This window comes from Arthrobacter sp. FW306-2-2C-D06B (genome assembly GCF_021789175.1).
Classification (GTDB): domain Bacteria; phylum Actinomycetota; class Actinomycetes; order Actinomycetales; family Micrococcaceae; genus Arthrobacter.
Map to the genome: position 1 here is coordinate 1,420,260 of NZ_CP084560.1, position 13,609 is coordinate 1,433,868.

Sequence of the window (13,609 nt, forward strand, 5' to 3'; positions counted from 1 at the left end):
CATACGATTGCTCACTACGCCACTACCAAGACCGAATAGAACGAAGCGGGGGGCGGATTTCCGAACACAGCGGAGCATCACCGGAGAACTAAGGAACTCGAGATCGGACGCGCATCCGGAGGGCCGTCCAGCCAATTGGAGAAGGACCAATTTGCGCTTGTGATCGGCGGAACGGATATGGTTCGACGCGTCCCACTTCACGCCATGGAACCCGCAACCCTGATTATTCGGATTTGCGGCAGGTCGCAGCCTTGAATGGCGTGGCCACTACGACGTAGCGCCGGGTCCGAGAAATGAGCGGCGGTTAAATGATGAACGCGTGCCGAGTAGTGCAATGTTCGGCAAGGTCAAGCTCCGCCGTACCGGACTCTCGCTTGCTCAAGCAAGACGTTGGGGACACGGCCTACAGAGTCCCCCTCCCTTCCTAGGACTTTCTTCCAGTTCTCTTCGTTCTCCAGCGTCAACTCTTCATCTTCAGTTGTCGCAGTGCCGAGGTCTATTCGCACTGACTGAACGTACTGGTCGAGAACGTATTGATACTTCACCAACAGCTTGTGCTTTTCCGTGCTAACCCCCGTGGAAGGTGCACTTGCCAACTGGGTCAGATTGTTCATCAAAGTGTTAGCTGTCCGACGCACCGGGATTGCACCGATCAATTTCAACTGCGTCTTGGCTGCAAGGAGTTTGGACATGTCTGGCATACCAGTCTGAAGCTCACGGGCCATCATGAATGGGCGGCAGTTCTCGACCTCCAACAGGAAGTTTTCGTAGGCACTCTGTTTGCGATTGCGGTGCCACTGATCATGTTCCAATTGCTGCTCTCGCCGCCAGCGTGCGGCGTCCGAAAGGTTCGAGGCTTCTAGAGTCATTCGAGTTGTTCTACGAGTGAATAGCCCCCCGATGAGCGCCCCGCCGAGTCCGGCAATAACCGCCCCTGATGCTGTGGCAACGAGACGCACGGTCTCACCGTCGATTGGAACAGCCGCAATATCCATTGCAACAGCCTACGAAACTTGGCGTAATATCTAGGCATTTCGTCAATTCCAAAACGTAGATCAGGAAGTTTGTTCGGCTCATCCTTATGGATTTCAGAGCTGAACCGGGATCGGACCCGTGAGTACCTGAGCCCCTCAACCCCCTACGCCGCAACCCCCTGAAAGTGCTTTTCAATAATCCCCTTGATGTCCCCGTGGCACCCTCCACACCCGGTCCCCGCGCGGGTCGCTTTGGAAACCGCCGGCACGGAGGAGCAGCCATCCAGCACGGCTTCCTCGATGCTCGCACCGCTGACGCCTGCGCAGCGGCACACGGTCCGCTGAGGATCATCACTCGAAGCAGAAGAATCCAGTTGGTCCGGCCCATCCAAGCGCAGCAGGAGTGAACGGTCTGCCGGAAGTTCGGAGCCGCGTTCGAAGAGCATCACGAGTTCCGCGGCGGTGCGCGGCATGCCTACAGTCACGAGTCCCTCGAGTGCGCCGCCGCGCGTCGTCATTTTGACATAGCGGCCGTGTTCCGGATCGGCCCATTGGGCAACCTGGCGCCGCGGCATTCCCTCGGAGGCCCCGACGGACAACAGCTCGTCATCCCACGGTTCGGCGCTGTTGTCGCCGGCGACCGCCAGGTTGATGCCGCGCGCCTTCAACACCACGACGCCGGGCTTCTCCTGCGGGAGCGGTGCCAGGGTGTCGGCAGCGCCCTGGCCGCCCTCTGCAAGGAGGATCAGGTACTCGGCAAGCCACTCGGCCTGGCGCCAGCCCGGACCCACCAGGCCGGAAGGACCCAGTGCGGTACGGCATTCGGCACACTCGGTATCGGCGCAGCGGACTTCGGCGCAGTCGCCGATCGCGAACATGTGCGGCTCGTGGTAGGTCCGCAGGTGGTGATCCACCAGGATGCCGGTGGCCGCGGGGAGCCCACAACCTTCGGCCAGTTCGATCCGTGGGCGAACGCCACAGGAAAGGACAAGTAGGTCGCCTTCGATCCGTGACCCGTCGTCGAGCACCAGGGCCGAAAACTTGCCGTCGGGACCATTGTGTTCCACCGCTGTAGAGCGGGCGTTGCCCACCATGGTGATCCCGCTGTTGCGCAAGCTCGCCGCGAGAACGGCTCCACCGCCGCGGTCGATATTGCGGCCCAGAGGGAAGGAACCGTTGTGCACCACTGTCGTCAGGGAGCCTTCTTCCGCCGCGGCCAAGGCCGTTTCGAGGCCAAGCACGCCACCCCCGAGGACGATCACGCGCTTGCCGGCAGTCACGGCGTCGCGCAGTTGCGCGGCGTCGCGCAGGTCACGGAGGGCCGTCACCCCTAAAGGGAGCACGGGATGCGAAGGATCAGGGTTGATACCGGTGAGGTTCGGAATGACGGGCCTCGAGCCGGTGGCGAACACCAAACGGTCGTAGGGCGGCGTGGTCCCGTCCGACAGGACAAGCTGCTGGCGCGCGCGGTCGATGCGTTTGACGGTGACGCCCAGCCGCACCTCGACGCCGTCGGCCGCCAAATCGCCAGCGTCCGCCATCGCAAGTGCCTCCGCGGTGGTCCGCCCCACGCCGAGTTCCGCCACCATGACGCGGTTGTACGCGGCGTCGGCCTCCTGCCCGACGACGAGCAACTGTACAAGGCCGCCGCGCACGGCGGGCACCAACTCGTCCACCAGCCGGGCCGCGACCGGTCCGAACCCGACCACCACAATTCGCTCGCTCACGATGCCTCCTTGACCTGCATTGACAAGCTGTCCCGCATTGACGAGCCGACCGCCGCCGGCACAGCCAACTGGGCACCCAACTGGGCAGCCAACGCCGATTCGGCATTTGCTCGTGCCGCCTTCCGGACCCAGACCGTGCTTGTCTTGAATTCCGGCATTCCGGAAATAGGATCCGTGACCGCCGCAGTGAGCCGGTTGGCGCTTCCCAGCCCGGGGAAATGGAAAGGCAGGAAGACGGTGTCCGTCCGGATGCTGTTGCTGAGTTCCACCTTGCACAGGACCTCACCGCGCTCGTTGGAGACCCGGACAAAGTCGCCGCTGGAGATGTCCCTGACGGCCGCCGTCGCGGGGTGGATCTGCAGGAGCGGCTCGGGCTGCGCGGCCACGAGTTCGGCCACGCGGCGGGTCTGGGCGCCCGATTGGTAATGTTCCAGCAATCGCCCGGTGACGAGCGTCAGCGGATCGGGATCAGAGCCGACGACGGCGGAGCGCCGGGACCGCGTCCGCGGTGCCACCGGGACCATCACCGCGCGTCCGCCGGCGTGCGCGAAGCTATCGAGGAAGAGTCTAGGCGTTCCCGAACTGCCGGTGGGATAGGGCCAATAGGCGGCTTCTCCGCGATCCAACATGGCGTAGTCGATTCCGGAGTAGTCGGCCAGGCCCCCTGCCGAGGCGAGCCGGAGCTCCTCGAAGACGGTCTCGGGATCGTCGCTGAACGTTGAAGGAGAGTCGAGGGATTCGGCAAGCCGGGCCATGAGCCACAATTCGCTGCGGACGCCCGGGGGAGGAGTGAGAGCCTTCCGACGGCGGAGCACGCGGCCCTCGAGGTTGGTCAGGGTTCCTTCTTCCTCGGCCCATTGGGTGACCGGGAGGACGAGGTCGGCTTCAAGGGCAGTCTCGGACATGAAGAAATCGCAAACAACCAGGAAGTCCAGGCTGCGCAGGCCCTCGATCACCGCACCGGCGTCGGGGGCTGACACCGCCACGTTGGCGCCGTGCACGAAAAGGCAACGGACGCCGTCGGGCTGTCCCAAAGACTTCAACAGCTCCACTGCCGGCAGCCCGGGGCCGGGAATGAGGCTTTCGTCCACGCCCCACACCTTGGCGACGTGGGCGCGGGCCGCCGGATCGGTGATCTTGCGGTAGCCGGGGAGCTGGTCGGCCTTCTGGCCATGCTCGCGGCCGCCCTGGCCGTTGCCTTGGCCCGTCAGTGTGCCGTAGCCGCTGCGGGAGGAACCCGGCAGGCCCAAGAGGAGGCTGAGGTTGATCGCCGCTGTGGCGGTGTCCGTGCCATCGACGTGCTGCTCCACTCCGCGCCCGGTGAGGATGTAGCTGCCGCCGCGCCGGGCGCCGTCGGCGAGGCGCCGGGCGGTGTCCCGGATGAGCGTGGCGGGCACGCCGGTAATCGACTGGACGCGCTCGGGCCAGAAGCCGGCGAGGCTACGAACGATCGCGGGGTAACCCGTGGTGCGGCCCTGGAGGTAGTCGGTGTCGGCGAGGCCTTCGTGCACCACCACGTGGGAGATACCCAACAGCAGGGCGAGGTCCGTTCCCGGGGTCGGCTGCAAGTGGATGCCGCCGCCGTCACCGGTGAATGCTGCTGTCGCGGAACGGCGGGGATCGGCCACAATCAACCCGCCGGAATCGCGGGCGCCCTGCAGGTGCTGGACGAACGGCGGCATGGTCTCGGCGACATTGGAGCCGAGAAGGAAAATAACGCTCGCTGAATCAAGGTCCTCCGCGGGGAACGGGAGGCCGCGGTCCACGCCGAACGCGCGGTTTCCGGCTGCCGCGGCGGAGGACATGCAGAAACGTCCGTTGTAGTCGATGCGCGAGGTTCCCAACGCCAGGCGGGCGAACTTTCCTAACTGGTAGGCCTTCTCATTGGTGAGTCCGCCGCCGCCGAACACGCCGACGGCGTCGGGCCCGTATTGCTCGCGGGTCTGCTTGACGGCTCCGGTGACCAGCATGAGTGCCTGGTCCCACGTGACCGGCCGGTGGACGCCGTCGGACCCTTTGAGCATGGGTTCGGTGACGCGTCCGGTGTGGTTCAACAACGACGGCGATGTCCAGCCCTTGCGGCACAGCCCGCCCCGGTTGGTGGGGAAGTCGCGGCCGGTTACTTCCAGCGGGGGAAGTGCCTTTGCTGCGGGAGCGGGGTCTGACCCCGGCTGCGCTGTGGGCGCTGCCGGGGTCAGGGTCATGGCGCACTGCAGCGCACAATACGGGCAGTGGGTGTTGGCGCCATTGGGCATATTAGATGTGTCCCATCGCGTTACGGTTGGCCTTCCGGAGGTAGCAGGCCCAGCAGACGATGAGCATCAGCACATAAGCGCCGACGAAGCCATAGAACGCGGGAGTGTAGGAGCCGGTAGCGCTGGATGCGTTGAGCACCTGGGGGATGACGAATCCGCCGTAGGCGCCGATCGCGGAGATCAGGCCGAGGGAGGAAGACGCGAGGCGTGCAGTGCTGGCGGCGCCGGCCCCCGAGCGTGCGGCCCGGCTGGACGTGGCGAAGATGACCGGAATCATGCGGTAGGTGGCGCCGTTTCCAAAGCCGCTTGCCGTGAACAGGAAGAGGAACAGGACCAGGAAGAGCCAGAAGTTCTTGAGCGGAAGGGTCCAGATCATGGTCAAGGTGATGATGGCCATCGCCGCGAACGCCGTGACGGTCATCCGCGCTCCGCCCATGCGGTCGGCCATGCGTCCACCGTAAGGCCGGGCAAGCGAGCCGACCAGCGGGCCAAGGAAGGCGAGCGAGAGGACAACTGCGCCGAGGTGCATGGAGGAGAAGGCCGGGAAGTAGTCCTTGATGAGCTTGGGGAAGACTCCCGAGAAGCCGATGAACGAGCCGAAGGTGCCGATGTACAGGAAGGCCATGACCCACAGGTGCGGTTCCTTGAGCGCGGCGATCGAGCCTGCGACGTCACCCTTGGCGCTTGTGAGGTTGTTCATGTACTTCCACGCGCCGAACGCGGCGACAAGGATGAGGGGAATCCAGATGAGGCCGGCCATGGGCAGGTTGACGGTGCCGGCGGCCAGGAGGGTAACGGCGATCGGGACGACGAGCTGCGCGACGGCGGCACCGAGGTTTCCGCCCGCGGCGTTCAGGCCCAGCGCCCAGCCCTTTTCGCGGGCAGGGTAGAAGAAGGTGATGTTTGCCATCGAGCTGGCGAAGTTGCCGCCGCCGAAGCCTGCAAGGCCGGCGACCAGCAGCATGACGCCGAAGGGCGTGCCGGGGTTCGAGACACACAGGGCGAGGCCCGCCGTCGGGATCAGCAGCAGGAGGGCCGAGACGATCGTCCAGTTGCGGCCACCGAACCTTGGAACCATGAAGGTGTAGGGGATGCGCAGCGTGGCACCGACCAGGCTGGGGATCGAGATGAGCCAGAAGATCTGGTTGGTGTCGAACTTGAAGCCTGCCGCCGGGAGCTGGACGACAACGATCGACCAGAGCTGCCAGACGACGAAGCCGAGGAACTCGGCGAAGATGGACCAGTACAGGTTGCGCTTGGCGATGGAACGGCCGGCAGCTTCCCACTGGTCTTTGTTCTCTGCATCCCAGTTGGCAATCCAGCGGCCAGGGCGGTGGTCAAGCTCGGGGACGAGGGCGGCGGGCGCCTGCTCGTTGGTGAGGATTTCGGTGCTTCGGTCAACTGTCACGGAGTGCCTCCTTTGTGGGGACGTTGTACTTCCACGTTAGGGATGGCGCGTTTCGCGGACCGTCGCGGTTTGTAAACGTGCTGTGACATTCACCTATCGGAGGGCATCACCGGTGCGTGAGGCTTTGGTGAGGTTGTGTGGCGCGGACCACAGAGTGAGACTTTCCAGAGCGTCCGCATACTGGACTTGATTGTCCATTTGTTGGATGCCGGGAACTATTATTGAACTCTCAAATAATCAGCCGGCAGGCTCAGGAACGCCGGGCCGGCGTGAACGGAAAGCAACCACTACATGTCTTCCATCGCTGAATCCAAGGAAAGCGAGTCAGTCAAGCCGGTCAACTCGCGGGGACGGGTGATCTTCGCCAGCCTCATCGGGACGTCCATCGAGTTCTACGATTTCTACGTTTATGCCACCGCAGCAGTGCTTGTCTTTCCCAAACTCTTCTTCCCGACGGCCGACGAGACCACCCAGCTGCTGAGTTCCTTCGCGGTGTTCGGCGTCGCCTTCGTTGCCCGGCCGCTCGGCTCCATCATTTTCGGCCACTTCGGTGACAAGTTCGGTCGCAAGGGAACCCTGGTTGCGTCCCTCCTGACCATGGGCATTGCCACGTTCCTGATCGGTTGCCTGCCCACGGCACAGGTTCCCGGATGGACCTTCCTGGCCCCCACGCTGCTGGTAGTCCTGCGTTTCGCCCAAGGCCTGGCCCTCGGTGGTGAGTGGAGCGGCGCCGCGCTGCTGGCAACCGAGAACGCGCCGGCGAACAAGCGCGCCATCTATGGGACATTCCCTCAGATGGGTGCGCCGATCGGTTTCATCCTGGCCAACATCATCTTCCTAGTCTTCAGCTACACCCTGACTCCCGAAGCCTTCGCCGCCTGGGGCTGGCGCGTGCCGTTCCTGCTCAGCGCCGTCATGGTGATCCTCGGCCTCTATGTGCGCCTCAAGCTCATCGAGACTCCCGCCTTCACCAAGGTGCTGGAGTCGAACGAAGTAGCCAAGCTGCCCATCGGACGCGTGTTTAAGAAAAGCTGGCGCCCGCTGATCCTCGGTACCTTCATCATGCTGGCCACGTACGTGCTGTTCTACCTGATGACCACGTTCACGCTGAAGTACGGAACCCAACCCACTCTGGCGGGCGCTCAAGCTGCAGCGGTGAAGGCCGGAAAGCCCATGACCGACGCGGCCGTCGCAGCGTTCGTCCCGGGCTTGGGCTTCAGCAACAGCGATTTCCTCTGGATGCTGATTGCCGGCGTCGTCTTCTTCGGCATTTTCACCCTTGTGGCGGGCCCGCTGGCCGAAAAGTACGGCCGCCGCAAGATGCTGCTCGCCGTGACGGCCGGCATCCTGGTGTTCGGCTTGTTGTTCGTTCCCCTGTTCAGTGGCGGCTTCGTGGGGACCATGGCGTTGCTGATCCTCGGATTCTCGCTCATGGGCCTCACCTTCGGCCCCATGGGTGCGCTGCTTCCGGAACTGTTCCCCACCAACGTCCGCTACACCGGATCCGCAGTCAGCTACAACATGTCCAGCATCCTCGGCGCGGCTGTGGCTCCGTTCATCGCGGTCTGGCTCTGGGAATCGGCCAAGGGAAGCACGGTCCTGGTGGGCGTCTACCTGAGCGCCATGGCAGTCCTGACGCTCGTGGCCCTGTTCCTGTCCAAGGAAACCAAGGACACGGACTACGAGAACAACGTCGCTTGATCCTGTATTAACAGACTCGCGTTAAATGGCTCCGGCCCCGCACCCATGGTGCGGGGCCGGAGCCGTTTGAGTCTGTTTAGTCTTCGATCGTCGCGATGACGGCGCCTGCGGAGACGGTTTCGCCTGCCTTGGCCACCAGCCCGTGGATGGTGCCGGCCTTGTGGGCGGTGAGGGGCTGTTCCATCTTCATGGCTTCGAGGACCACGATGAGATCGCCCTCCGCAACCACATCGCCGGCGGCGACGGCCACCTTGACGATGGTGCCCTGCATCGGCGAAGTAAGGGCGTTTCCGCCTGCTACAGCTGCCGTGGCGCCCGCCGAGCGGGAACGCTTCTTGACCTTCGCGCCCTTGGTGCCCGTGCTGGCAACCGAGGAAACCGAGCCGAGAGTCGCGGGAAGGACAACTTCCAGCCGCTTGCCGCCAACCTCGACGACGACGCGCTGGCGCTCACCGGCGTCGGCGGCTTCCGTTCCGGTTCCGGTAGGCGTCCACGCGGGGATGTTGTTGACGAACTCGGTCTCGATCCAGCGCGTGTGCACCTTGAACGGGCCTTCGGTCGGAGCGAATGCGGGATCGGTCACCACTGCGAGGTCGAAAGGAATGACGGTGGGGATTCCTTCAACCACCATTTCCTCAAGGGCCCGGCGGGAACGCTGGAGGGCCTGTTCGCGGCTGGCGCCGGTGACGATCAGCTTGGACAGCATGGAATCGAAGTTCCCGCTGATGACGTCGCCCTGTTCGACGCCCGAATCGATGCGGATGCCCGGACCTGTCGGGTTCTTCAGGGTGCTGATGGTTCCCGGTGCGGGCATGAAGTTGCGGCCCGGGTCTTCGCCGGTGATGCGGAATTCGAAGGAGTGGCCGCGGACCTCGGGATCGCCATAGCCGAGCTTTTCGCCGCGGGCGATGCGGAATTGCTCACGGACGAGGTCGAGGCCCGTGACTTCCTCTGAGACACAGTGCTCCACCTGAAGTCGCGTGTTGACCTCAAGGAAGGAGATGATGCCGTCCTGGCCCACCAGGAATTCGCACGTTCCCGCGCCCAGGTAGCCCGCTTCTTTCAGGATGGCCTTCGAGGACTCGTACAGTCGCTCGTTCTGCTCGGGGCTCAGGAACGGCGCCGGGGCTTCTTCAACAAGTTTCTGGTTGCGGCGCTGGAGGGAACAGTCGCGGGTAGAGACCACCACAACGTTTCCGTAGGCATCGGCGAGGCACTGGGTCTCGACGTGGCGCGGGGAATCCAGGAAGCGCTCGATGAAGCACTCGCCGCGGCCGAAGGCGGCAATGGCCTCCCGCACTGCGGACTCGAAAAGCTCGGGGATTTCCTCGATGGTGCGGGCCACTTTGATGCCGCGGCCGCCACCACCGTAGGCGGCCTTGATGGCGATCGGGAGCCCGAATTCCTGGGCGAAGGCCAGGATTTCGTCGGCGGACTCCACGGGGTCGGCCGTGCCGGGAACCAGGGGAGCGCCGACCTTTTCGGCGATGTGGCGGGCCTGAACCTTGTCGCCCAGCGCGGAGATGGCGTCCGGGGACGGGCCGATCCAGGTGAGGCCGGCGTCGATGACTTTGGCGGCAAACTCGGCGTTCTCGGCGAGGAAGCCATAGCCGGGGTGGATGGCGTCGGCACCCGACTGCTTGGCGACTTCGATCAACTTGTCCATCACGAGGTACGACTCAGCAGCGGTGTTGCCGCCCAGCGCGTAGGCCTCATCTGCCAGCCGGACGTGCAGGGCGTCGCGGTCGGGGTCTGCGTAGACGGCCACGGAAGCGATGCCTTCGTCCCGGGCTGCGCGGATAATGCGGACCGCGATTTCGCCTCGGTTGGCGATCAAGACCTTGGTGAGAGGGCTGGAAATGGGCTGCGCCGGATTAGCTGACAAGTTGACTCCTTCTGTCCTTCAGGGAGCCTAGCGTGATTTTGAGGGTTCCGCCCATATTGATGGGGGATTCCGTGTGTGAGACGGCCTGTCTTTGTAGGTTTGCTACAAAGTCCGGAAACCGGCTGGCGGACGGGCGCCTCGGACCGCCCCTATTCGTTGCTCGCTTCGGAGCCGTTGTGGGTCCAGAGTTCGGTGATTCCAACGTTCGCCTGCCCGAGCAGGTCGCGGAGGGTCGAGATGGAGAGCCCGACGACGGCGTGCGGGTCGCCGTCGACCTTGCGGATGAAGGCCCCGCCCAAGCCGTCGATCGTGAACGAACCGGCGCAGTGCAGGGGCTCGCCGGTTGCGATGTATGCGTCGATGTCGTTCTCGCTCATCTCGGCAAAGTGGACTTCTGCGCTGGATACGGCACCGACTGTTGCCCCGGTGCCGACGGCCGTCTCGCCGTCGTTCATGTCCGCTGCGGTTTCGCGGCAGTCCACGAGCCAGTGCCCGGTGTGGAGTACGCCCTTGGAGCCGCTCATGCGCAGCATCCGTTCCTTGGCCACGTCCACCGTGTACGGCTTTCCGTGCGATTCGCCGTCGAACTCGAACACGGAGTCGCAGCCGATCACGAGGGCCCCCTCGGCGTCCGGAAGGGAGGCGACGGCCTCGGCCTTGGCACGGGCCAGGAGGAGAGCGGTGTCATGCGCGTCGGTCACACCATACCGGGCTTGCACGGCATCCTCGTCCACGTCCGAGACGAGCACCTCGTGGTGGATGCCGGCCTCCGTGAGGAGCTTGGTGCGGGCGGGGGACTGGGAAGCCAGGATCAATCGGGTCACGGCTCAAGCGTAGTACGTCCGCCTTCCCCCGACGCGCGCTCACGTATGTGGGTGTTTGGCCGGACGCTCGCTCACGTATGTGGGTGTTTGGTCCGACGCCCGCTCACGTATGCCGCCCAGGTGCACATGCTCTTTGAACATTGGTGAGCGGGCGTTTGGGGAAAGCGCGGTATTGGTGAGCGGGCGTTTGGGGAAAGCGCGGTATTGGTGAGCGGGCGTTTGGGAAAAGTGCGGTATAGGTGAGCGGGCGTCGGTTCTGGACCCGGATCCGACGCCCGCCGCTAAGACGACCAGGCGCTTAGTGGACCAGCTCTTTGGCCCCGCCTGCCGCCGTCGTGCGCTGCAATTTGGCGCCCTCGACGTCGACGTCGGGCAGGATCCGGGACAGCCACCGCGGCAGCCACCAGGCCTTCGCCCCCAACAGGTACATCACGGCCGGAACGATGGTCATCCGCACCACGAACGCATCCACGAGTACGCCGAACGCCATCGCGAAACCGAGCGGCCGGACCATCGTCAGGTGGCTGAAGATGAAGCCGGCAAACACGCTGACCATGATGATGGCGGCGGCCGCGACCACAGCTGCGGCATGGCTGAAGCCGCTTCGGACCGCCTGCTTCGCGTTCTCCCCGTGCATGAACGATTCGCGCATGCCGGAGGTGATGAACACCTGGTAGTCCATGGCCAGGCCGAAAAGCACACCAATCAGGATGATCGGCAGGAAGCTCAGCACGGCTCCCGGATTGGGCACGTCGAACACGGTACCCAGCCAGCCCCACTGGTACACGGCCACCACGGCGCCGAACGCTGCCGCGAGCGAGAGCAGGAAGCCGCCGGTGGCGAGCAGCGGGACGACGATCGAGCGGAATACCAGCAGGAGCAGGACCAGCGAGAGCCCGACGACGATCGCCAAGTAAGGCGGCAACGCGGCACCGAGCTTCGCGGAGACGTCGATATTGCCGGCTGTCTGCCCCGTCAACCCAATGGTGGCGCCTGTGGCCTGCTGGATTTCGGAACCCTTCGCGCGCAATTCCGAGACCACCTGGACGGTGCTTGCACTGGCGGGGCCGTCCTTGGGGATGACCTGGAAAACGGCCGTGCGGTGATCCGGGCTGAGGGCTACGGGAACGGCCGCCACGACGTTGTCCACGCTGCGCAGCTTGTCCGCGACGTCGAACTGCTTGGTCTTGGCCTGGTCGTCGCTGAGCCCGGAGGGGAACGTACCGACAACCACGATGGGGCCGGTCATGCCCTCGCCGAAGCTCTTACGGGTGAGGTCATAGGCCTTGAACGCTTGCGAATCGACCGGTTCCGAACCGCCGTCGGGCAAAGCGAGGCGCAGCTGGGAGGCCGGGAGGGCCAGCACCCCGAGCAGCACGACGCCGGCAAGGAGCGAGACCACCGGGTGCCGGGTCACGAGCCCGCCCCACCCACGGCTGCTCCGGCGCTGGTCCTCGGCGCGGTCCGCAGAGGCGTGCTCCGGCTCCGCGTTGTGGCGCTCCGCCTTGGCCCACGCCCGCTTTGAGATCAGTTTGCGGCCCACCAACGAAAGCACCGCCGGGGTCAAGGTCAAGGAGACGACGACGGCGACTGCCACCGTCGCGGCGGCCGACAGGCCCATGACGGCCAGGAACGGGAGCCCCGGAACCACGAGCGCGGCAAGCGCGATCACGACAGTGAGGCCAGCGAAGAGGACGGCGTTGCCCGAGGTTCCGGTGGCGAGGGCCACGGATTCCTCCGCATCCATCCCCGCAAGCAATTGCCCGCGGTGGCGGTTGACGATGAAGAGCGAGTAATCGATACCGACGGCGAGGCCCAGCATGAGCGCGAGCATCGGGGAGATGGAACTCATGTCAATGACGCCGGTGAGGGCAAACGTTCCGCCGACGCCCACGGCCACGCCGATGATCGCCATCAGGAGGGGCAGGCCGGCGGCGACGAGCGTTCCCAACATCACGATGAGGGCGATGGCCGCCACCGCGATGCCGATGATTTCGGAGACACCGAACAGCTGCGAGACGTCCTCGGTGATTTCCTTGCTGGCCAGGGCTGTGACACCTGCCGAGGAGACTCCGTGGACAATGTCCTGGACTTGCTGCCGGACGGCGGGGGTCAGTCCGTTGATGGAGGTCTTGAACTGAACCTGCGCGATCGCCGCTTTACCGTCCTGGGAGACGAAACGCATGCCCTGGGAAGCTGTCACCTGGCGCTTGGCCAGCGCGAGAGCGGCGGCACCGTCAGTGGCTTGCTTCTGGCCTGCATCGAGCTTTTGGCGCCCGGCAAGGAGTTCGGCCTTCTGCGGGGCAAGTTGGGCCTCGATCTGCGCGGCGGGCATGCCCGCCGCGGTCATTTGCTGCTCGGCGCCCTTGAGTTGGGCATCACCTGCATCGAGCGTGGCCCGCGCCTTGTCCAGTTCGGCCTGCCCGGCTGCCGCTTTCTGTTCCCCGGCAGCAAGATCGGACGGCGCCTTGTCCAAGGTGGCTTGGGTCGTGAAGGGATTGACGGTGGACTGCACGTCCGGCAGTCTTTCCAGCTGGGCGAGGGCCGACGCAATGGCGTCCTTGCCGGCTTGGTTGAATCCGGCGTCGCCGGCTTCGAAGACGATCCCCGCGGAACCGCCCGAAGAAGCCGGAAGGTCCTTCTTGAGCTTGTCCAGCATCTGCTGGGTCTCGGTACCCGGGATCTGGAAATTGTTGGACATGGTGCCGTGGAAGGCGGCTGCGGAGCCGCCGACGGCCACAAGCACGGCCAGCCAGAGGGAGATCACCAGCCAGCGGTGACGGTAGGAGAACTTGCCAAGGCGGTAGAGCAGGAGAGCCATATCGGAACCGATCT

Annotated in this window: 8 protein-coding genes; 1 reads left to right on the forward strand and 7 read right to left on the reverse strand. The window is 64.7% G+C overall.

The annotated features are described in order from the left end of the window. Positions 1-347 precede the first annotated feature (347 nt). The 4 genes from LFT47_RS06705 to LFT47_RS06720 form a co-directional block, all read right to left on the reverse strand. Complete coding sequence (locus LFT47_RS06705) at positions 348-995, reverse strand: hypothetical protein (RefSeq protein WP_236816433.1); 648 nt, start codon at positions 993-995, stop codon at positions 348-350. 143 nt (positions 996-1,138) lie between these two features. Further along, a complete protein-coding gene (locus tag LFT47_RS06710) occupies positions 1,139-2,701 on the reverse strand; it encodes an FAD-dependent oxidoreductase (protein WP_236816435.1) in 1,563 nt (520 codons plus the stop codon). Beyond that, positions 2,698-4,956: a molybdopterin oxidoreductase family protein gene (locus LFT47_RS06715; protein ID WP_236816436.1), complete on the reverse strand. Its 2,259-nt coding sequence runs from the start codon at positions 4,954-4,956 to the stop codon at positions 2,698-2,700. The genes LFT47_RS06710 and LFT47_RS06715 overlap by 4 nt, the downstream gene beginning before the upstream one ends. A 1-nt stretch (position 4,957) precedes the next feature. After that, positions 4,958-6,364 carry an MFS transporter gene (locus LFT47_RS06720; protein WP_442863440.1) on the reverse strand — a complete coding sequence of 469 codons (1,407 nt, stop codon included), beginning with the start codon at positions 6,362-6,364 and terminating at the stop codon, positions 4,958-4,960. 291 nt (positions 6,365-6,655) lie between these two features. Between LFT47_RS06720 and LFT47_RS06725 the strand changes: the two genes are divergently transcribed. Next, entirely contained in the window at positions 6,656-8,065 is a 1,410-nt protein-coding gene (locus tag LFT47_RS06725) for an MFS transporter (protein ID WP_236816445.1), read from the forward strand. A gap of 76 nt (positions 8,066-8,141) precedes the next feature. On the opposite strand, the gene LFT47_RS06730 is transcribed toward LFT47_RS06725, so the two are convergent. From LFT47_RS06730 to LFT47_RS06740, 3 genes are all read right to left on the reverse strand, one after another. Further along, positions 8,142-9,950: an acetyl/propionyl/methylcrotonyl-CoA carboxylase subunit alpha gene (locus LFT47_RS06730; RefSeq protein WP_236816447.1), complete on the reverse strand. Its 1,809-nt coding sequence runs from the start codon at positions 9,948-9,950 to the stop codon at positions 8,142-8,144. Positions 9,951-10,099: 149 nt separating this feature from the next. After that, positions 10,100-10,774: a Maf family protein gene (locus LFT47_RS06735; protein WP_236816449.1), complete on the reverse strand. Its 675-nt coding sequence runs from the start codon at positions 10,772-10,774 to the stop codon at positions 10,100-10,102. 298 nt (positions 10,775-11,072) lie between these two features. Then, positions 11,073-13,595 (reverse strand): MMPL family transporter, encoded by a 2,523-nt coding sequence (locus LFT47_RS06740; protein ID WP_236816451.1) that lies wholly within the window; start codon positions 13,593-13,595, stop codon positions 11,073-11,075. Between the last annotated feature and the right edge of the window lie 14 nt (positions 13,596-13,609).